Origin of the sequence: Pantoea sp. ICBG 828 (assembly GCF_002928355.1) — a bacterium.
Lineage (GTDB): Bacteria > Pseudomonadota > Gammaproteobacteria > Enterobacterales > Enterobacteriaceae > Pantoea > Pantoea dispersa.
On the sequence record NZ_POWN01000004.1, the window covers coordinates 491,174 to 513,148 of the forward strand.

Annotated in this window: 13 protein-coding genes; 10 read left to right on the plus strand and 3 right to left on the minus strand. The window is 60.4% G+C overall.

Annotation, left to right across the window (positions count from 1 at the left end):
- The first annotated feature begins 426 nt into the window (after positions 1-426).
- Positions 427-1,525 (plus strand): peptide chain release factor 2 gene (prfB, locus tag C1Y43_RS12645; RefSeq protein ID WP_104188412.1). Its coding sequence is split into 2 segments (ribosomal slippage): positions 427-501 and positions 503-1,525, totalling 1,098 coding nucleotides; the frame shifts between segments, so codons are not numbered across the junction.
- Positions 1,526-1,534: 9 nt separating this feature from the next.
- The gene (lysS, locus tag C1Y43_RS12650) at positions 1,535-3,055 is read left to right on the plus strand and encodes a lysine--tRNA ligase (protein ID WP_021506681.1); all 1,521 of its coding nucleotides are present in this window, start codon (positions 1,535-1,537) and stop codon (positions 3,053-3,055) included.
- A 357-nt stretch (positions 3,056-3,412) separates the two neighbouring features.
- Here lysS and C1Y43_RS12655 read toward each other — a convergent pair whose 3' ends face one another.
- Positions 3,413-4,039 (minus strand): hypothetical protein, encoded by a 627-nt coding sequence (locus tag C1Y43_RS12655; RefSeq protein WP_021506683.1) that lies wholly within the window; start codon positions 4,037-4,039, stop codon positions 3,413-3,415.
- Positions 4,040-4,430: 391 nt separating this feature from the next.
- Here C1Y43_RS12655 and C1Y43_RS12660 point away from each other — a divergent pair, with 391 nt between their 5' ends.
- Positions 4,431-5,594, plus strand: coding sequence for an MFS transporter (locus C1Y43_RS12660; RefSeq protein ID WP_058775879.1), 1,164 nt, complete (start codon positions 4,431-4,433; stop codon positions 5,592-5,594).
- Here C1Y43_RS12660 and C1Y43_RS12665 read toward each other — a convergent pair.
- Positions 5,591-6,511, minus strand: coding sequence for a LysR family transcriptional regulator (locus C1Y43_RS12665; protein ID WP_058775880.1), 921 nt, complete (start codon positions 6,509-6,511; stop codon positions 5,591-5,593). The two genes, C1Y43_RS12660 and C1Y43_RS12665, sit on opposite strands and share 4 nt — an antisense overlap.
- A 110-nt stretch (positions 6,512-6,621) precedes the next feature.
- Here C1Y43_RS12665 and lysA point away from each other — a divergent pair, with 110 nt between their 5' ends.
- Together lysA and C1Y43_RS12675 are read left to right on the plus strand one after the other, a co-directional pair.
- Positions 6,622-7,875 (plus strand): diaminopimelate decarboxylase, encoded by a 1,254-nt coding sequence (gene lysA, locus C1Y43_RS12670; protein ID WP_104188414.1) that lies wholly within the window; start codon positions 6,622-6,624, stop codon positions 7,873-7,875.
- The gene (locus C1Y43_RS12675; protein WP_058757074.1) at positions 7,875-8,327 is read left to right on the plus strand and encodes a GNAT family N-acetyltransferase; all 453 of its coding nucleotides are present in this window, start codon (positions 7,875-7,877) and stop codon (positions 8,325-8,327) included. The genes lysA and C1Y43_RS12675 overlap by 1 nt, the downstream gene beginning before the upstream one ends.
- 238 nt (positions 8,328-8,565) lie before the next feature.
- Here C1Y43_RS12675 and galR read toward each other — a convergent pair whose 3' ends face one another.
- Complete coding sequence (gene galR / locus C1Y43_RS12680; RefSeq protein WP_031279486.1) at positions 8,566-9,567, minus strand: HTH-type transcriptional regulator GalR; 1,002 nt, start codon at positions 9,565-9,567, stop codon at positions 8,566-8,568.
- Between the two features lie 196 nt (positions 9,568-9,763).
- On the opposite strand from galR, the gene C1Y43_RS12685 reads away from it, so the two are divergent.
- The 5 genes from C1Y43_RS12685 (at position 9,764) to C1Y43_RS12705 (ending at position 21,972) form a co-directional block, all read left to right on the plus strand.
- Positions 9,764-12,037: a molybdopterin-dependent oxidoreductase gene (locus tag C1Y43_RS12685; protein ID WP_104188416.1), complete on the plus strand. Its 2,274-nt coding sequence runs from the start codon at positions 9,764-9,766 to the stop codon at positions 12,035-12,037.
- A 311-nt stretch (positions 12,038-12,348) separates the two neighbouring features.
- On the plus strand, positions 12,349-14,079 hold the full coding sequence (locus C1Y43_RS12690) for a penicillin-binding transpeptidase domain-containing protein (protein WP_021506690.1): 1,731 nt from the start codon (positions 12,349-12,351) through the stop codon (positions 14,077-14,079).
- 443 nt (positions 14,080-14,522) lie between these two features.
- A complete protein-coding gene (locus C1Y43_RS12695; protein WP_104188418.1) occupies positions 14,523-15,728 on the plus strand; it encodes an MdtA/MuxA family multidrug efflux RND transporter periplasmic adaptor subunit in 1,206 nt (401 codons plus the stop codon).
- Positions 15,725-18,874 (plus strand): multidrug efflux RND transporter permease subunit, encoded by a 3,150-nt coding sequence (locus tag C1Y43_RS12700; protein ID WP_104188419.1) that lies wholly within the window; start codon positions 15,725-15,727, stop codon positions 18,872-18,874. Before C1Y43_RS12695 ends, C1Y43_RS12700 begins: the two co-directional genes overlap by 4 nt.
- Positions 18,871-21,972 (plus strand): efflux RND transporter permease subunit, encoded by a 3,102-nt coding sequence (locus tag C1Y43_RS12705; RefSeq protein WP_104188421.1) that lies wholly within the window; start codon positions 18,871-18,873, stop codon positions 21,970-21,972. The genes C1Y43_RS12700 and C1Y43_RS12705 overlap by 4 nt, the downstream gene beginning before the upstream one ends.
- The last annotated feature ends 3 nt before the right edge of the window (positions 21,973-21,975 follow it).

The following is a 21,975-nucleotide window of genomic DNA, read 5'->3' on the forward strand; positions in this document are numbered from 1 at the left end:
CACGAACCCCTGAGATTCCGCCAGGGTGCAGAAAGGATAAGGTGCGCACTGGCCGGTTGATGGCCAGGACAGCGCAGCATTGCGCAGGCTAATCGCGCTATATCACGCTTCGAACCAGACATTTCTGATGGTGGAGTTTTAATGATTTTGTTTGAGAAATCATGGGTTTTAATGACGCCAGCTGGCGTTTATTGCCGTGATTATGTAGGAAAATTCTGAAGACGCACCGCGCGAATGGCGAGTGACAGCGGGATTTCTGGCAACCGCCATACCTGCTGGTTTCCAGAACTGGCGCAATTATTTTCTGCCGGTTCATACGCGGTATAGCCATTGATGTGCAAAGCTACAAACCAGGCGCGCTTTCGGGTAAACTAGCGCGTTACTTTTATCTCCTCTCACCGAATCGTCAAAAAAGACTGAAAAGCCATGTTTGAAATTAATCCGGTCAAAAATCGTATCCAGGACCTCAGCGAGCGCAGCAGCGTTCTTAGGGGGTATCTTTGACTACGATGCCAAGAAAGAACGCCTCGAAGAAGTAAACGCCGAGCTGGAACAGCCGGACGTCTGGAACGAACCTGAACGCGCGCAGGCGCTGGGCAAAGAGCGCGCCTCGCTGGAAGCGGTGGTTGAAACGCTCGACCAGATGCAGCAGGGGCTGGAAGATGTGCAGGGTCTGCTGGAGCTGGCGGTTGAAGCCGACGACGAAGAGACCTTCAACGAAGCCGTGGCCGAGCTGGACGCGCTGGACGTGAAGCTGGGTGAACTGGAGTTCCGCCGTATGTTCTCCGGCGAATACGACAGCGCCGACTGCTACATGGATATTCAGGCCGGCTCCGGCGGCACCGAAGCGCAGGACTGGGCCAGCATGCTGCTGCGCATGTATCTGCGCTGGGCGGAAGCCAAAGGCTTCAAAACCGAGATCATCGAAGAGTCCGAAGGCGAAGTGGCCGGTACCAAATCAGCCACCATCAAAATCATCGGTGATTACGCTTACGGCTGGCTGCGTACCGAAACCGGCGTTCATCGTCTGGTGCGTAAGAGCCCGTTCGACTCCGGCGGTCGTCGTCACACCTCATTCAGTTCGGTATTTATTTACCCGGAAGTGGATGACAACATCGACATCGAAATCAACCCGGCCGACCTGCGTATCGACGTCTATCGCGCCTCGGGTGCCGGTGGTCAGCACGTTAACAAAACCGAGTCAGCGGTGCGTATTACTCACCTGCCGACCAACATTGTGGTGCAGTGCCAGAACGACCGCTCGCAGCATAAGAACAAAGATCAGGCCTTCAAACAGCTGCGTGCCAAGCTGTATGAATACGAAATGCAGAAGAAGAATGCCGACAAGCAGGCGGCGGAAGAGAACAAGTCGGACATCGGCTGGGGCAGCCAGATCCGTTCATACGTTCTTGACGATTCGCGCATCAAGGATCTGCGTACCAGCGTAGAAACGCGTAACACCCAGGCCGTACTGGATGGCGATCTTGACCGTTTTATTGAAGCAAGTTTAAAAGCAGGGCTATAAGGAACCGACATGTCTGAACAACAACCGCAGAGCGCTGATGCCGCCCTTGAGTTAAACAACGAACTGAAAGCGCGTCGCGAAAAACTCAGCGCGCTGCGTGAAAAGGGCGTGGCGTTTCCTAACGATTTCCGCCGTGACACCACCTCCGATCGTCTGCATGCCGACTATGACAGCAAAGAGAACGACGAGCTGGAAGCGCTCGGCGTTGAGGTGAGCGTAGCCGGTCGTATGATGACCCGCCGCATCATGGGTAAGGCGTCGTTCGCCACCCTGCAGGATGTGGGCGGTCAGATCCAGATCTACGTTTCCCGTGACGATCTGCCGGAAGGCGTCTACAACGAGCAGTTCAAAAAATGGGATCTCGGCGATATCCTCGGCGCGCGCGGTAAGCTGTTCAAAACCAAAACCGGCGAGCTGTCGATCCACATCTCTGAGCTGCGCCTGCTGACCAAAGCGCTGCGTCCGCTGCCGGACAAATTCCACGGCCTCGCCGATCAGGAAACCCGTTACCGTCAGCGTTACCTTGACCTGATCTCCAACGACGATTCGCGTAAGACCTTCAAAATTCGCTCACAAATCATGGCCGGCATTCGTCAGTTCATGGTTAACCGCGACTTTATGGAAGTGGAAACACCGATGATGCAGGTGATTCCGGGCGGCGCCTCCGCGCGTCCGTTCATCACCCATCATAATGCGCTCGACATCGACATGTACCTGCGTATCGCGCCGGAGCTGTACCTCAAGCGTCTGGTGGTTGGCGGTTTCGATCGCGTGTTTGAGATCAACCGTAACTTCCGTAACGAAGGGATTTCGCCGCGCCATAATCCAGAGTTCACCATGATGGAACTCTATATGGCGTATGCGGATTACAAAGATCTGATCGAACTGACCGAGAGCCTGTTCCGCACCCTGGCGCAGGACGTGCTGGGCACGACGGAAGTGCCATACGGTGAGCACACCTTCGATTTCGGCAAGCCGTTTGAGAAGCTCACCATGCGTGAAGCGATCAAGAAATACCGTCCGGAAACGGACCTCGCCGATCTGGATGACTTTGATAAAGCCGTGGCGATTGCCAACGCGCTGCACATCAAAGTGGAGAAGAGCTGGGGTCTGGGCCGCGTGGTGACCGAGATCTTCGAAGAGACGGCAGAAGCGCACCTGATTCAGCCAACTTTCATCACCGAGTATCCGGCAGAGGTGTCACCGCTGGCGCGTCGTAATGACGAGAACCCGGAAATCACCGACCGCTTTGAGTTCTTCATCGGCGGCCGTGAAATCGGTAACGGCTTCTCCGAGCTGAACGATGCGGAAGATCAGGCCGAGCGTTTCCTGCAACAGGTTAACGCGAAGGACGCCGGTGATGACGAAGCGATGTTCTACGACGAAGACTACGTCACCGCGCTGGAGCACGGTCTGCCACCGACTGCAGGTCTGGGCATTGGTATCGACCGTCTGGTCATGTTGTTCACCAACAGCCACACCATTCGTGACGTGATCCTGTTCCCGGCTCTGCGCCCGACCGGTAAGTAATCAGGTTGCCTTCACCCTCACCCTAACCCTCTCCCATGGGGAGAGGGGACTTGCCTGTACCCCGGTGGGAGAGGGCCGCTGTGGTTTTCTCCCTCTCCCCGAGGCAGAAGGCCGCTGTGGTTTTCTCCCTCTCCCCGTGGCAAAGTGCCGCTGTGGCTTTCTCCCTCTCCCTGTGGCAAAGGTCAGCTCTGGTTTTCTCCCTCTCCCCGTGGCAGAGGACAGCTCTGGTTTTCTCCCTCTCCCTGTGGCAGAGGTCAGCTCTTGTTTTCTCCCTCTCCCTGTGGCAGAGGACCGCTCTGGTTTTCTCCCTCTCCCTGTGGGAGAGGGCCGGGGTGAGGGCACCAGCGCGCACCCAACCTAAGACTTCACCACCCCATCCAGCCACGCCTGGAACCGCGCATAAGGCACATACAGCGCCACATCTTTAAACAGCGTTTTGCCGCTCTTATTATCATCAATCCGACTGCTATAGCCGACAATCACCCCGGCCAGCGTGTCGTCGCTGGCGTTATACACCGCGCCGCCGGACATGCCTTTCACCACGCCGGCATTGGCCGCCACCACTACGCAGCTGGCCTTATTCCAGTCATTGCTCAGCGTCGTATTGATCAGGTTTTTGCCGCTTGATGCCACCGGCAGCGCGGAGATAAAGCTATACCCATACAGATTTACGTTGTCGCCGATATGGCTGTTGCGGAACTGCGGGGGCAGGTTGGCTTCCTTATTCGCATGATAAACCACGGCGATATCGCACTCCGGATGCCAGGCCTTCACCCGATACAGCGAATATTTGGCCACGTGCGCCGCCGTCAGACTGTACTCGCGCGTCAGGGGGATAGTGGTGCCCAGCGCACCCATGCCGAGCACGGTGGGGATGCCGGTGACGGTCATATCGACGCGCCTGGCCGCTTCTGAGCTGTATTCATAGTGCCCGACCGAGCAGCCGCTTAAGCCGCCGATCGCCAGCGCGATGATCCATCGCATAACTCTGTCCCCCTGTTGTGTTGACGCCGCATTACCGGGCAATCCATTGGGGTATCGGCAATGTGCGACCATCCTTTACTGCCTGATTTAACGCCAGAAAGCGCCGTCGCTGTGACAGCGATCACAACCTGTTATCAAGCGTAGTCTGTTATCGCCGTCCTGTCTCAGTGATGCATAAGCGACACTTTTTAGCGCCGGGATTATTGCCGCGCAGACAAAATAGCCTTGCTGCCGCCCGGGTGGTTGAGAGTCAGAGGCTGTGCTTTAATAGCAGACTGTGACGCAGTTCAAAAATAAACATCCCCGCACTGTCGGAGGGATACGCGTCTGTCTTAACCGTACGGCGTTCGTCGTGCGGCCCGCCTGCAAAATTATTTTGGGAGAGTGTGTTATGCCTGTTGCATTACTGGCGCTGGCGCTGAGTGCGTTCGCCATCGGCACCACGGAGTTCGTCATCATGGGGTTACTGCCGGAAGTGGCGGGTGACCTGCAGGTGTCGATTCCTTCTGCGGGCTGGCTGATCAGCGGCTATGCGCTGGGCGTGGCCATCGGCGCGCCAATCATGGCGCTGCTGACCGCGAAACTGCCGCGTAAACGTACCCTGATTCTGCTGATGATCATCTTCATCATCGGCAACGTACTCTGTGCGCTGGCTTATACCTATAACCTGCTGATGCTGGCGCGCGTTATTACCGCGTTGTGTCACGGTGCGTTCTTCGGCATCGGTTCAGTGGTCGCGGCCAGCCTGGTGGCGCCGAGCCGTCAGGCGTCGGCGGTGGCGCTGATGTTTACCGGTCTGACGCTGGCCAACGTGCTGGGCGTGCCGCTCGGCACCTGGTTTGGTCAGCTGTTTGGCTGGCGCGCCACCTTCTGGGGCGTGGCGATTATCGGCATTCTCGCGTTCATCGCGCTGATTGTCAGCCTGCCGACTAACAAAGATGAAAAACCGGTGCACCTGGCGAGCGAAATCAGCGCGCTGGCCAACGGCAAACTGTGGCTGTCGCTGCTGATGACGGTGTGTTTTGCCGCCGCGATGTTTGCGCTGTTCAGCTACATTGCGCCGCTGCTGTTACAGGTGACCGGCATCAGCGATCGCGGTGTCAGCTGGACGCTGTTCCTGATTGGTGCTGGCCTGACGGTGGGTAACATTGTTGGCGGGAAACTGGCGGACTGGAAAGTGTCGTTCAGCCTGATCCTCAGCTTCTCGCTGATTGCCGTGTTCTCGCTGCTGTTCAGCTGGACCAGCCATGCGCTGTGGCTGGCAGAGGTAACCCTGTTCCTGTGGGCGATGGCGACCTTCGCCACCGTGCCGGGCCTGCAAATCAACGTGGTGCGCCACGGTAAAGACGCGCCAAACCTGGTGTCGACGCTCAACATCTCGGCCTTTAACGTCGGAAACGCACTCGGTGCGTGGGTGGGCGGCGCAGTGATCGACAAAGGCTATGGCCTGACGGCGGTGCCGGTCGCGGCGGCAGCGCTGGCGGCCGCGGGATTAGTGGTTTGTCTGCTGACCTTCCGCAAATCGGGCGGTCAGCGCGAGACGGTGCGCGCTTAAGCCAGCCGCTGGGCGATGCGCTGCGGAAAGGTGGCCACCTGCTGCTGCAGGTGGTCGCAAAAGTGATCGACCAGCGCCGATGCCGGCCGATGCTGTGGCCGTACCAGGCTCACCGTGAACGGCACGGCAATACTGAAGCGGCGCATCACCACACCGCTGTCGGCGTAATCCAGCGCCGTCAGCGGATTAACAATCGAAATGCCCACCCCGGCGCGCACCATCGCGCACACCGACGCGGCGCTATGCGTCTCCAGCACCAGCCGCCGCTCCACCTGCTGCTCATGGAACAGCGCATCCAGCAACTGACGATAGCTATCGCTGCGCGACAGGCTGACATAGTTTTCACCGTGAAAATCCTGCGGCGTCAGCACCGCCCGCTGACACAGCGGATGCTGCGGCGGCAGCACGCACACTTCATCACTGGTCAGCAGTGCCAGGCGTTCAGTCCCGGCGGGTGCATGCTGGGTTTCGGTCAGACCGAGATCGTAGCGCTGCGCCGACAGCCACTCCTCCAGCAGCGGCGACTCCTGCGGAATAATATTCAGGCTCACCTGCGGATAGCGCTGTAAAAACGGCTGCAGCAATGGCGGCAACAGCGACTGGGAAAAGACCGGCAGGCAGGCGATGGACAGCTCGCCCTGGCGGAAATTGCGCAACCCTTCGGCGGCATCCATGATGCGATCCAGACCGTACCACGAGCGCTGCACCTCTTCGTACAGCCGCAGCCCCTGCACGGTGGGCTGCAGGCGGCCGCGCACCCGCTCAAACAGCTGTAAGCCCAGTTGCTGTTCCAGCCGCGCCAGTTCGCGGCTCACCGTTGGCTGCGAGGTATGCAGCAGCGTGGCAGCCTGGGTCAGATTGCCGCTGGTCATCACCGCGTGAAAGATTTCGATATGCCGCCAGTTAATTTTTGCCATCGTCGCCTCCGTGTCATCCATATCATATTTGCATAGCTGATGCTTAAACAGATATTTTTCTGCATCACTGTGCTGTGGCTAAATGACAGCAACGACTCAGGAGAATGCTCATGCCACGTCCACTTAACGATTCCCAGACGGCGCTTAACGCCACAAATCTGCTGCCGCTGGCGCAGCGCTACAGCGGCCCGTTCTGGGCTTACGATGCCGAAATCATTCAGCAGCGTATTGCGCAGCTCAGCGCGTTTGACGTGGTGCGCTTTGCGCAAAAGGCCTGCTCGAATATTCATATTCTGCGCCTGATGCGCGCTGCCGGCGTCAGGGTCGATTCGGTCTCGCTCGGCGAGATCGAACGTGCGCTGGCCGCCGGTTTTCAGCCGGGCGGCGAGGATATTGTGTTCACCGCCGATGTGCTGGACTCACCGACGCTGGCGCGCATCGCCGAGCTGAAGGTGCCGGTGAATGCCGGATCCGTGGATATGCTGCATCAGCTCGGCGCGGTTTCGCCGGGTCACAGCGTCTGGCTGCGCATTAATCCGGGCTTTGGCCACGGTCACAGCCAGAAAACCAATACCGGTGGCGAAAACAGTAAGCACGGCATCTGGCACAGCGATCTGCCACTGGCGCTGGCGGCGATTCAGCAGCATGGCCTGCAGCTGATAGGTTTACATATGCACATTGGCTCCGGCGTCGATTATGGCCATCTGCAGCAGGTGTGCGACGCGATGGTCGATCAGGTATTGGCCTTTGGTCAGGACCTGCAGGCCATCTCGGCGGGCGGCGGGCTGTCGATTCCTTACCGCTTTGGTGAGGAGGCGATTGATACGCAGCACTATTACGGCCTGTGGAACGGCGCGCGCGAGCGTATCGCGGCGCACCTCGGCCATGCGGTGAAGCTGGAGATCGAGCCGGGCCGTTTCCTGGTGGCGGAGTCGGGCGTGCTGGTGTCGCAGGTGCGGGCGGTGAAGCAGATGGGCAGCCGTCACTTTGTGCTGGTGGATGCCGGTTTCAGCGATCTGATGCGTCCGTCGATGTACGGCAGCTATCACCATATTTCGCTGCTGCCTGCCGATGGCAGCGCGCCGGGTGAGGCGCATGTGGAGAGCGTGGTGGCCGGGCCGCTGTGTGAGTCGGGAGATGTGTTTACCCAGCTGGAAGGGGGCAAAGTGGAAACCCGCTCGCTGCCAGCGGCACAGGTCGGCGATTATCTGGTGTTCCATGATACCGGCGCTTACGGCGCATCAATGTCCTCCAACTACAACAGCCGTCCGCTGATCCCGGAAGTGCTGTTTGAGCAGGGCGTGCCGCGTGAGATTCGCCGTGCGCAGACCATTCAGGAACTGCTGGCGCTGGAGCTGAACTGATGCGCATCGTGCCACTCAGCAGCGTGCCGCATCACGCCAGCCAGATCACCGACTGGCTATGGCAGGCGTTTGGTGATGGCACCTCGCGCGCGTTTTACGACAGCATTGTTCGTAGTAGCCTGAACGGTGCCGCGTTTCCGGTGACCTTTGTCGCGCTGGACGACGATGACGTGCCGCACGGCACGGTAGGGTTCTGGCGCTGTGATTTGATTAGCCGTCAGGATCTCTATCCGTGGGTTGCCGCGCTGTATGTGGATGAAGCGGCGCGCGGGCAGGGGCTGAGCGCCGCCCTGCAGCAGCACGTGCTGGACTATGCCCGCCAGCGCGGCTATGCAACGGTGTGGCTGTGGTCGACATTTGGCGGCTACTACGAGCGATTCGGCTGGCAGTATCAGTGTGATGCGCTGGAGTTTCCTGAGGTGCAGGTGAAGGTGTATTCGCAGGATTTATAGTGGGTTGGGTGCGCGCTGGCCCTCACCCCAACCCTCTCCCGCAAGCGGGCGAGGGGGCTGACCGCGCGCGCTGGCCCTCACCCCAACCCTCTCCCGCAAGCGGGCGAGGGGGCTGACCGTGCGCGCTGGCCCTCACCCCAACCCTCTCCCGCAAGCGGGCGAGGGAGCTGACCGCGCGCTCTGGAACGTTCCCTCTCCCTCAGGGAGAGGGTTAGGGTGAGGGAAAGCCTGCACCCGTTTAACCCGGTCCACCCACCGAATGCCGCCTGACCAGCGTCGGGCTAAACATATTGGTCACCTCCGGCAGCGCGGTGCCGTTGGCCAGCGCCAGCGCCAGCTGCGCGGCCTGCTGCGCCATGGTCACAATCGGATAGCGCACCGTAGTCAGGCGCGGACGCACGTAGCGCGACACCAGCACATCATCAAAGCCAATCAGCGACATCTCTTCGGGCACGCGAATGCCGTTATCGCTCAGCACCGCCAGCGCACCGGCGGCCATCGAATCGTTGTAGCACGCCACCGCGCTCACCTGCTTGCCGCGTCCGAGCAGTTCCGTCATTGCCTGCTCGCCACCGACCTCATCCGGTTCTCCCCACGCCACCAGCCGGTCGTTGCACGGCAGACCGTGCTCCTTCAGCGCATCGTAGTAGCCCTGCAGCCGATCTTCGGCGTCAGAAATGGTGTGCGTCGAGCAGATAAAGGCGATCTGCGTATGACCCTGCTGAATCAGGTGGCGCGTGGCCAGCCAGGCGCCGTAGCGGTCATCCAGCGCAATGCAGCGTGACTCAAACCCCTGCAGCAGCCGGTTCAGCAGCACCATGCCCGGCACCTGCTTCATCAGTAGCTCTAAATCGTCATCGGGAATTTTCTTGGCGTGCACCACCAGCGCAGCGCAGCGATGGCGCATCAGCTGTTCAATCGCCTGACGCTCTTTCTGCTCATTATGGTAACCGTTACCAATCAGCAGAAAGTTGCCGGTTTGCCCGGCGACTTCATCGACGGCTTTCACCATCGCGCCAAAAAACGGGTCTGACACATCGCCTACCACCAGCCCGAGCGTTTCGGTGGATTGCTGCGCCAGCGCGCGGGCATTGGCATTCGGGTGATACTGCAGCTGTTCCATGGCCTGGGTAACAGCGAGGCGCGAACTCTCGCTGGCTTTGGGTGAATTATTGATGACGCGGGACACGGTCGCGACCGACACCCCCGCCATGCGGGCAACATCCTTAATAGTAGCCATGCAATGGTCGACATCCGGGAAAACGTTTACACATGCTCTCAGTGTTACGGAAAAGCCCGGCAGCCGCAACCCGCCAGAATGTCAGCGCTGTCGCAAAAGTGCGGAAAATCAGACGCTCACGGTGAGGCTTTAGCCCGGTAACGGCACCGTGCTATGCTGCCAGCCTGAATCACACCTGCCTGCCGGACCCATAACCATGAAAACTCGTGTGCCGCACCTTGCGCACTGGGGCGCGTTTACCGCCGTCACCGAAAATCAGCGCCTGATTGCCTGCGAACCTTTCTTCGCCGATGCCGATCCTTCCCCGATGATCCACACTATCCCTGAACTGGTGTACTCGGATAAACGCATCCGTCAGCCGATGGTGCGCCGTTCGTGGCTGAAGTCGCGTGAAAACAGCGATCGCACGCTGCGCGGCCGGGAAGATTTTGTCGCCGTGGACTGGGACACCGCGCTCGATCTGGTGGCGGAAGAGAACCGCCGGGTGCGCGACCGCTACGGCGCTTCCGGCATTTTCAACGGTTCGTACGGCTGGTCATCAGCCGGTCGCGTTAACCATGCGCGCACCCTGATTCGTCGCTTCTATTTCCAGGGCGGCGGTGGCGTTGATCAGCAGGGTAACTACAGCTGGGGTGCGGCACAGTTCTTTCTGCCCTACGTGATTGGCACTTATATGCCGCTCACCGGCCGCGTCACCGACTGGCCGCAGGTGGTGGAGCACGCAGAAATTTTCGTCGCCTTTGGCGGTCTGGCGCTGAAAAATGCGCAGGTGGCCTCCGGCGGCGCCGGCGAGCACAGCCTGAAACCGGCGCTGCAGCAGCTGAGCGCCAAAGGCACGCCGATCATTAACATCAGCCCGATGCGCGATGACTGCCCGGCATTCGTTAACGCCGAGTGGATTCCGATTCGCCCGAACACCGACGTGGCGCTGATGCTGGCGCTCGGCCATGAAATTACCCGCCGGAACGCTATCGATGAGGCTTTCCTCGCCAGCCACTGCACCGGCTGGCCGCAGCTGCGTGCCTATCTGCTGGGCGAAAGCGACGGCGTGGCGAAAACGCCCGCGTGGGCCAGTGCGATAACCGGCATCCCGGCGGCGCGTATCGCGCTGCTGGCGCAGCAGCTGGCGGGCAAACGCAGTTTTATCACCTGTGCTTATGCGGTGCAGCGCGCCCATCGCGGCGAGCAGCCGTACTGGATGATGATTGCGCTCTCGTCGATGCTGGGCCAGCCGGGACTGCCGGGCGGCGGCTTCTCTTTTGGCCATGGCTCGATGAACAGCGTCGGCAATCCGCGCCAGGAAGGCCCGGCGCCGCTGATGAGCACCGGCCCGAATCCGGCGAATCTGTCGATCCCGGTGGCGCGCATCAGCGACATGCTGCTCAATCCCGGCCAGCCGTATGCGTTTCAGGGCGAGACGCTGCACTATCCCGACATTCACCTGGTGCACTGGGCAGGTGGCAATCCGTTCCACCATCACCAGCAGCTCAACCGGCTGGTCGAGGGCTGGCAGCGCCCGGATACGGTCATCGTGCAGGATATCGTCTGGACGCCCGCGGCGCAGATGGCGGACATCGTGCTGCCGGCCACCACCACGCTGGAGCGCAACGACATTGGCGGCTCGTCGCGTGACCGCTTCGTGCTGGCGATGCACCAGGCGATTAAACCGCAGCATCAGGCGCGTAACGACTTTGATATTTTTGCCGATCTGGCCGATCGCCTTGGCTACCGCGATCGCTTTACCGAAGGACGCAACGAGATGCAGTGGATTGAGCATCTTTACCAGCAGTGTGCGCAGGCGCATGCGCAGCTGGACATCGCGTTCCCGGAGTTCGAGGCATTCTGGCAGCGCGGCTTTGTTGAGATTCCGCAGGGCGGCAAGCCGTACGTGTTTATGGATGATTTCCGCGCCGACCCGCAGGCGCATCCGATTCACACCGCCAGCGGCAAAATTGAGCTGTTTTGCCAGACCATCGCCGATTACCAGCTGGCGGATTTCGCCGGGCATCCGGAGTGGCGCGCGCCGCAGGAGTGGCTTGGCGCAGCGCTCAGCGCGCAGTTCCCGCTGCACATGATTTCGGTGCAGCCTGCGGATCGCCTGCACAGTCAGCTGGATGCCACCGCCACGGTGCAGGCCGGCAAAACCGCCGGTCACGAAACGCTGTATATGCACGTTGACGATGCCGCCGCGCGCGGTATCAGTGACGGCGATGAGATTGAAGTGAGCAATGCGCGTGGCCGTATGCTGGCTGGCGTCCGCCTGACGGACGGCCTGACGCCCGGCGTGGTGATCATCGCCACCGGCGCCTGGTTCGATCCCGGTTTTGGCAAAGCGTGGCAGCCGTGGGACCGCGCCGGCAACCCTAACGTGCTGACGCTCGACATCGGAACTTCGTCGTTAACCCAGGGACCAAACGCCATGAGCTGCCTGGTGGAAATCAAAAAACACGCCAGTTGCACAATCGGCTAACAATCTCACCGCTGGTTACATTTTGCCGGTAACTGTTGCGTTTGAGTGATAGTTTCTGCGCTGAGCAACTTGCTACAGTCAGGGTCCCAGAGGTATTGATGGGTGAACATCAACAGTTTTCTTGATTACACCGACCTGCGCAGATGCGCAGGTTTTTTTTGCCTGCGATCTGCCGGTGTGATGCGTCCCGTTGCGGTGACCTCAATCGGGCATAAACGAACTGATACATTGTTTTCCTGTCAACTCGCTTTACCTTTCTTTATAACTGCAGCTAACCCCTTTGGATTCATCTTTTATCGCAGCGGATCGCCATGCCCCCGATTAAAAAATTTCTGGGAAAAGACCAGATTAAAGCCCCGTTTAACCCGTTTCGTTTTCGTCTGATTTGTCTGGGCGTATTAGGCTGCATGGGCCTGCTGCTGGCGCGCGTCGGCGATCTGCAGCTGATCAATCATCCGATGCTGGAGCACGAGGCCGACCAGCGCTCGCTGCGGACCGTGACGCTGCCGACCAACCGCGGCACGCTGCTCGACCGCGACGGCCAGGCGCTGGCGCTCAGCGTGCCATCGCGCGATATCATCGCCGATCCGCTGCGCGTGCTGGAGGCCAATCCCGATTTCACCAGCGCCAAATGGAGCTATCTGGCGGCGGCGCTGAATCTGCGACCGGACGAGCTGCGCGCGCAGATCACCGCCAATCCGAAAAAGCGCTTCCTCTACCTCGGGCGCAAAATCGAGCTGGGCATTGCCAAAGATATTGCTGAGCTGCATCTGAAAGGCATCAGTTCGGTGTATGACGACAGCCGTTTTTATCCGATGAGTGAAGCCGCGGCGCCGCTGATTGGCATCGTCGGGGCGGACAATAACGGGCTTAATGGGCTGGAGAAGGGCTTTGACCGGGTACTGCAGGGCGAGCCGGGTAAAGAGGTGTATCGCCAGGACGGGGACGGCAACATTATTGCGATGATCGATTACGAGCCGCCGAAGCAGCCGCCGACGGTGCAGCTCAGCATCGATAAGTTTGACCAGTTTACGTTGTACAGCAAGCTGCGCGACGGCGTGCTGCTCAACAAGGCCGATTCGGGCGCGGCGGTGCTGGTGAAGATCGACACCGGCGAGATCCTCGCTATGGCGTCTTATCCGTCGTTCAACCCCAACAATTATGACAACGCCACGCCGGCGCAAATGCGCAATACCGCCATTAACGACAGCTACGAGCCCGGTTCAACGGTGAAACCGCTGGTGGTGATGGAAGGGCTGCAGCGTCATCTGGTGCGCCCCGATTCGGTGATCGACACCACGCCCTACAGCGTCAACGGCCACCTGATCCGCGATGTCGGCCACTGGCCGCGCCTGACCATGACCGGCATTTTGCAGAAATCCAGCGACATCGGCGTCTCGCACATCGCGCTGGCAATGCCGGCGGAAGCGCTGGTGAACACCTATCAGGCGTTTGGTCTCGGCAAGCCGACCGGGCTGGGGCTGACCGGTGAGAGCGTGGGCTACTTCCCGCTGCATCGCCAGCGCTGGGCGGACATCGAGCGCGCCACCTTTTCGTTCGGTTACGGTCTGCGCGTAACGCCGCTGCAGATTGCGCGTGAATACGCCACACTCGGTTCGTATGGCGTCTATCGCCCGCTGTCGATCACCAAAGTGACGCCACCGGTGCTGGGCAGGCAGGTGGCGGATCCGCAGATCGTGCAAACCGTGGTGCACATGCTGGAGAGTGACGTGCTGCCGGGCGGTACCGGGGTGAAAGCAGCGGTACCGGGCTACCGGCTGGCGACCAAAACCGGCACCGCGGAGAAGATGGGCAGCAGCGGCAAATATGACGGCGGCTACGTTAACTACACCGCCGGCATCGCGCCGGCCAGCCATCCGGAAGTGGCGCTGGTGGTGATGATTAACCATCCTACCGCTGGCGATCACTTTGGCGGCTCGGTGGCCGCGCCGGTATTTGGCAACATCATGGGGCCGGTGCTGAAACACATGAACGTGGCACCCGACGCGATTTACAGTAAACCGGCATCAGATAAATCTTAACGAAATCAGGATGTAAACGCGCAGTCGAGCTTTTCACACCTCGTTGCATTTCGCCGAACTCCGTTGCGATTTGCGGCTGTTATCCGCGCCGCCATTGCGCGACGATAAAGGTCCCAGAGGTATTGATTGGTGTGAAGATCGGCTGCTGCGGCAGCGATACCCTTGTGGTATTCACCCTGTTCGGTTGCACCGACCCACGCGGATGCGTGGGTTTTTTTTGCCTGTAAGTTGTCCTCCTCTCCCGTTTATAGCGCCTGCGCGCGCCATCACCGACCGCTGCCGGGCGCGGTTTAAATCCTGCATCTCTTAACGAAACGCTTACGGTTTGCGTATAGAAAACGTTCTGGCGATCCGCCGATAATGCGCGTCGTGATGATTTTCGCTGAAATAATCCCCTGCTTACCGGGGTTTTTACCCACACTTTTGCTGATCTGAAGACGCTGATGACTATCCATGCTCCCCGTTCTGGTTTCTCCCGCTGGCTGAAATGGCTGCTTGTGTTGCTGGTGCTGCTGATCGCGGCCGGCGTGATCTGGCGTGTGGCAGGCGGCAAGCGGGGCGCAGCACCCGGCGACCTGCCGCCAGGCGGTCATCGCGGCGCGGCGCAGATGAGCGGCCCGGCAACGCTGGTGCACAGCGGCATTGCCGCGACGACCGACGTACCGGTGTACCTGAATGCGCTCGGCACGGTGATCCCCAACGCCAGCGTCACCGTCACCAGCCGCGTGGCCGGGCAGCTGCAGCAGGTGTTCTTTACTGAAGGGCAGAAAGTCAGCGCCGGTCAGCTGCTGGCGCAGATCGATCCGCGCAGTTATCAGGCGACGCTGGCGCAGTATCAGGGCGATCTCAGCCAGAACCAGGCGCTGCTGCACAGTGCGCAACTGACGCTGGCACGCTACAAAAAGCTGGCAGCGCAGGACTCGCTGTCGCGCCAGGATCTGGATAGCCAGATTGCTACCGTCGGCCAGTATCAGGGCGCGGTGGCGGCGGATCAGGCGCAAATCGCCAGCGCAAAACTGGATATTGAGTATGCCCGCATCACCTCGCCGATCAGCGGCCGCGTAGGTCTGCGGCTGGTCGATCCGGGCAATATGGTGCAGACCAGCGACACCACCGGCATTGTGGTGGTGACGCAAATGCAGCCTGCCGCCGTGACGTTCAGCGTGCCGCAAAGTTACATCGCGCAGCTGACGCGCGCACTGCGCAACGGCCAGAGCCTGCCCGCGACGGCCTTCGATCAGGACAACAGCACCATACTGGCGCAGGGTGAGGTGAAGTACATCAGCAATCAGATCGATACCAGCACCGGCACCATCGAACTGAAAGCCAGCTTTCCTAACCAGGACGAAGCGCTGTTTGCCAACCAGTTCGTTAATCTGCGTTTGCAAACCGGCACGCTGAAAAACGCGACGGTGATTCCGGCGCAGGCGCTGCAGCTGAGCAGCGACGGGAGCTTTGTGTTTATTATCAACAAAGATAATAGCGTGACGCGCAAAGCGGTCACCGCCGGACCGGCACTGGGGGAAGATCGTCAGGCGATCCTGCAGGGCGTGGCGCCAGGCGATCGTCTGGTGACCGAGGGGATCGATCGTCTGACTAACGGCAGCAAAGTCCAGCTGGCTGACGACAGCAAAAGTACCCAGCCATGAATCCGTCTCGTCTGTTTATCCTGCGCCCGGTGGCGACGATTCTGCTGATGGTCGGCGTGCTGATCGCCGGTCTGTTCGCTTATCGCTTTCTCTCCACCTCGGCGCTGCCGCAGGTGGATTATCCGACCATTCAGGTTACCACCCTTTATCCTGGCGCCAGCCCGGACGTGATGGCCTCGTCCGTGACCTCGCCGCTGGAGCGTCAGCTCGGTCAGATGGCCGGTCTTAGCCAGATGACGTCTGCCAGCTCGGGCGGATCATCGATTATCACCCTGAAGTTCAGCCTCGATCTGTCGCTTGACGTCGCCGAACAGGAAGTCCAGGCGGCAATCAACGCGGCGAATAATCTGTTACCGGACGATCTGCCCAATCCGCCGACGTATAAAAAGGTCAATCCGGCCGACAGTGCGGTGATCACGCTGGCCGCCAGTTCCGACACGCTGCCGCTGACTGAGGTGCAGGATCTGGTGAACACGCGCGTGGCGCTGAAGCTGTCGCAAATCAACGGCGTGGGGATGGTGACCCTGGCGGGCGGTAATCAGCCGGCGATTCGCGTGCAGATGGATCCAAAAGCGCTGGCGGCGCACAAGCTGTCGCTGGAAGACGTCAATACGCTGATCGCCAACAGCAACGTCAACGGTTCGAAAGGCGGTTTCGACGGCAAATATCACTCGGTGACCATCGACGCCAACGACCAGCTGCGCACCGCGGCCGAATACGGCAATCTGATTCTCACCTGGCAGAACGGTGCGGCGCTGCGGCTGAAAGATATCGCCCATATCGAGCAGGGGCCGGAGAATCGCTTTCAGTCGGCGTGGGCCAATAACCGTCCGGCGATTGTCATCAGCGTGCAGCGCCAGCCTGGCGCCAACGTCATTCAGGTGGTGGATAGCATTAAAAAACAGCTGCCCGTTTTGCAGGCGGCGCTGCCGGATGGCGTGAAAATGCGTGTGCTCGCCGATCGCACGCAGACCATCCGCGCCTCGATCAGCGACGTACAGTTTGAACTGATGCTGTCGATCGCACTGGTGGTGATGGTGACCTTCCTGTTTCTGCGCAACGTGGCGGCGACGCTGATTCCCAGCGTGGCAGTACCGCTGTCGCTGATTGGCACCTTTGGCGTGATGTATCTCGCCGATTTCAGCCTCAACAACCTGTCGCTAATGGCGCTGACCATCGCCACCGGGTTTGTCATTGATGACGCGATTGTGGTGGTGGAGAACATTTCACGCCGGCTGGAGCAGGGGGAAACGCCGATGCAGGCCGCGCTGAAAGGCTCGCAGCAGATTGGCTTCACCATTATTTCCCTGACGTTTTCCCTGATTGCGGTCCTGATTCCGCTGCTGTTTATGGGCGATGTGGTCGGCCGGCTGTTCCGCGAATTCGCCATCACCCTGGCCGTCTCGATTCTGGTGTCGATGGTGGTGTCGCTGACGCTGACGCCGATGCTGTGTGCCTGGCTGTTAAGGCATATTCCGGAGTCGCAACAGTCACGCTTTGCGCGCAAAGGCGGCGAGCTGTTTGACAAACTGGTACGCGGCTATGACCGCCTGCTCAGCGTAGTGCTCAACCATCAGAAGCTGACGCTGCTGGTGGCGCTGGCAACCTTTGCACTCACCGCGCTGCTGTATCTGGCCATCCCGAAGGGGTTCTTTCCCACCCAGGATACCGGGCTGATTCAGGGGGTGACCGTGGCGTCGCAGGATGTCTCCTTCACGGCGATGGCGCAGCGTCAGCAGGCGCTGGCAACGGTGATCCTGCAAAATCCGGCGGTCGAGAGTGTGTCCTCAACCATTGGTATCGACGGCAATAACACCAGTCTCAATAGCGGGCGCCTGCAAATCAACCTGAAAGCGTTTGACCAGCGCGACGTCAAAGCCGATGAGGTGATTGCGCAGCTACAGCAGGCGGCGCGCCAGGTCGCCGGCATTCAGCTTTATCTGCAGCCAGCACAGGACCTGACGGTCAACGATCAGGTGACGCCGAGCCAGTACCAGTTCACCCTTGATGATGCCGACAGCGAAAACCTGGTGCGCTGGACGCCGCAGCTGATAGCTGCGCTGCAGCAGCGCCCGGAGTTTAATGGCGTGGTCAGCAACCTGCAGGATCAGGGGCGCGTGGCCTATGTGGAGCTGAATCGCGATAAAGCGGCGCGCTACGGCATCACGGCAGCTGACGTCGATACCGCGCTGTACAACAGCTTTGGTCAGCGGCTGGTTTCCACCATTTTTACCCAGGCGAACCAGTATCGCGTGGTGCTGGAAGTGGCGCCGCAGTATCAGCAGTCGCCGGCGTCATTTGATGACGTTTATCTGCCGGTGAGCAGCAGTGCATCAACCAGCAGTGACAGCGACAGTGAGACCACCACCACCGGCATGGTGAAACTCACCGCCATCGCCAGCGTGCATGCGCGGACCGGGGCGCTGATGCACATGCGCCTGAATCAGTTCCCGGCGGTGATGGTGTCGTTCAATCTTAACCCCGGTTATTCGCTGGAGGAGGGGCAGCGGGCGATTGCGCAGGTCACGCAGCAGCTTAAACTACCCGCCAGCATAACGCTGCGTTATCAGGGTGAAACCGCGGCGTTTCAGAGTGCCACCGGCAATACGCTGTGGCTGATTCTGGCGGCGCTGATCACCATGTACGTGGTGCTGGGCATTCTGTATGAGAGCTTTATCCATCCGGTGACCATTCTCTCCACGCTGCCGTCGGCGGCGGTCGGGGCGCTGCTGACGCTGATGCTGGCGGGCAGCGAATTCAGCCTGATCGCGCTGATTGGCGTCATTCTGCTGATTGGCATCGTTAAAAAGAACGCCATTATGATGATCGACTTCGCGCTGGAGGCGCAGCATAAGCAGCATATGAAGCCGCGCGAAGCGATCCATCAGGCCTGCCTGCTGCGCTTCCGGCCGATTCTGATGACCACCATGGCGGCGCTGCTCGGGGCGCTGCCGCTGATGCTGGCCTCCGGCTCCGGTGCTGAACTGCGTCAGCCGCTCGGGCTGGTGATTGTCGGTGGCCTGCTGGTGAGCCAGGTGCTGACGCTGTTCTCCACCCCGGTAATCTATCTGTGGTTTGATGGGCTGGCGCAGCGCGGTAAGCGCTACGTGCAGCGCCGGCAGCAGCAGGCGCGGGGCGAGCCATGAACATCACCCGGCTGTTTATCTTTCGCCCGGTTGCCACGCTGCTGCTGACGCTGGCGATCCTGCTGCTCGGGGCGCTGGGCTACCGGCTGCTGCCCGTCGCGCCGCTGCCGCAGGTGGATTTTCCTACCATCATGGTCAGCGCCAGCCTGGCCGGTGCCAGCCCGGAAACCATGGCGGCCACGGTGGCGACGCCGCTGGAGCGTTCGCTCGGCCAGATTGCCGGTGTGACGGAGATGACGTCGACCAGCTCGCAGGGCTCGACCAGCGTGATACTGCAGTTTGAACTTGACCGCGATATCAATGGCGCGGCGCGCGACGTACAGGCGGCGATAAACGCGGCGCGCAGCCTGTTACCGAGTGCTATGGAGTCGCTGCCGACCTATCGCAAAGCGAATCCCTCGGACGCGCCGATTGTGATGCTGGCGCTTACCTCCGCCACGCGCACGCCGGGTGAACTGTATGACCTCGCCGAAAGCAAAATTGAACAGGCGATGGGGCAGGTCAGGGGCGTGGGCGAAGTGTCGCTGATGGGCAGCGCGCTGCCGGCGGTCCGCATCGATCTGCAGCCGCAACAGCTGACGCACTATGGCATTGCGCTGGATACGGTGCGCAGCGCCGTATCCAGCAGCACCACCAATCTGCCGAAAGGCATGCTGCAGGGCAGCAGCCAGTCCTGGATGGTGGACGGTAACGGCCAGCTGGACAAAGCGGCACAGTACCGCGACCTGATAGTCAGCTACCACGCGGGTAAGGCGGTGCGACTGCATGACGTCGCCACGGTGTATGACTCGGTGGAGGATCAGTATCAGGCCGGCTTTCTCAATTCACAGCCGTCGGTGATGATCGCCATCAAGCGTCAGGCCGGCGCTAACATGCTCGACACCATTGACGCCATCAAAGCGCAGCTGCCACAGCTGGAGAAAGATCTGCCTGCTGATACCCAGCTCAAAGTGGTGGTGGACCGTTCGCCAACGGTGCGCGCCTCCCTGTATGACACCGAAGAGACGCTGCTGGTGGCGATGCTGCTGGTGATTGCTGTGGTATTTGTCTTCCTGCGTAATCTGCAGGCGGTGGTGATTCCGGCGCTGGCGCTGCCGGTGTCGCTGATCGGCACCTGCGCGGTGATGTATCTGCTCGGCTACAGTCTCGATAACCTGTCGCTGATGGCGCTGATCATCGCCACGGGCTTTGTTGTTGATGACGCCATCGTGGTGCTGGAAAATATCACCCGGCACATCGAAGCCGGTCTGAGTCCGCTGCGTGCCGCCCTGCGCGGTGCCCATGAGGTGAGCTTTACGGTGCTGTCGATGACGGTGTCGCTGGTGGCGGTGTTTATCCCGATTCTGCTGATGGGCAGTATTGTTGGCCGCCTGTTCCGCGAATTTGCGGTGACGCTGACGGTCTCGCTGCTGATCTCCATGTTTGTCTCGCTCAGCCTGACCCCGATGCTGTGCGCCCGGCTGCTGCGGCCGAAGCCGCTGGTCACCCGGCGGCCGCATCCGCTCTATCAGCTGATCGAAAATGCGCTCAACGCGCTGCTGGCCGCCTACGCGCGTGGCCTGGCGTGGGTGATGGCGCACCAGAAGATCACCCTGCTGAGTTTACTGCTCACCGTGCTGCTCAATCTGTTTCTGTTTAGCGTGGTGCAAAAGGGCTTTTTCCCCAATCAGGACACCGGCCTGCTGATGGGCGCCCTGCGCGCTGACCAGAACATCTCCTTCCAGGCGATGAAGCCAAAGATGCTGGCGTTCACCAAAATCATTGAGGCCGATCCGGCGGTAGACAGCGTGATGTCGTCAATGGGCAGCGGTATGTTTGGCTCGCGCAATAGCGCCAACTTTTTTGTCCGGCTGAAAGATTTTGACCAGCGCAGCGCCAGTGCCACCGAAGTGGCTAACCGGCTGAGCCTGAAAACCCGCCATATTGCCGGGGCGCAGCTGTTCCTGATGGCCGCGCAGGATCTGCACATCGGCGGGCGCAGCGCCAACGCCACTTATCAGTACAGCCTGCAGGCTGACGATCTCGATCTGCTGCGCCGCTGGACACCGAAAGTCCAGGCGGCGCTGGCCGCGATACCGCAACTCAACAGCGTGGATTCCGATGCGCAAACCGGCGGACAGGAGGTGGTGATCAACATCGATCGCGACCGCGCCACGCGGCTGGGCGTTAACGTGCAGATGCTGGACACGCTGCTGAACAATGCCTTTAGTCAGCGACAGATTGCCACGCTCTATCACACGCTCAATCAGTACCATGTGGTGATGGCCCTGCAGGACAGCGACACGCGCGATCCGGCCATGCTGCAACAACTGTATGTGATTAACGACAGCGGCGATCGCGTGCCGCTGGCGGCCTTTGCCCACTTCAGCGGCGGCAACGCGCCGCTGTCGGTTGCGCATCAGGGCCAGTCAGCGACCAGCACCATCGCCTTCAACCTCAACGACGGCGTGTCGCTGGAGCAGGCGCAGACGCTGATTAAGCAAGCGATGGCACAGCTGGGGTTGCCCTCCAGCATTCAGGCGGGCTTTGCCGGCACCGCCGCAGCGTTCTCTCAGCTCACCGCCACCATGCCGTGGCTGATTATTGCGGCGCTGGCGGCGGTGTATATCGTCCTGGGCGTGCTGTATGAGAGTTACATTCACCCGCTGACCATTCTCTCCACGCTGCCGTCGGCAGGCGTCGGGGCGCTGCTGCTGTTGCTGCTGACCAATACGCAGCTGACGGTGATTGCGCTGATCGGCATCATTTTGCTGATCGGTATCGTCAAGAAAAACGCCATCATGATGATCGATTTTGCCCTGCACGCCGAGCGCAGTCAGGGGCTGTCGCCGCAGCAGGCGATTACGCAGGCGTGCCTGATGCGCTTTCGGCCGATCATGATGACCACGCTGGCCGCCTTCTTCGGCGCTCTGCCGCTGGCGCTGGGTAGCGGTGGCGACGCTGATTTACGCAGCCCGCTGGGGATTGCCATTGCCGGCGGTCTGGCCCTGAGCCAGCTGCTGACCCTGTTTACCACGCCAGTGGTCTATCTCTGGCTGGATCGTCTCAGCCGCGCCACCCAGCGTCAGTGGCGGCGCGTGCGTCATGTGGAATCCTGATTG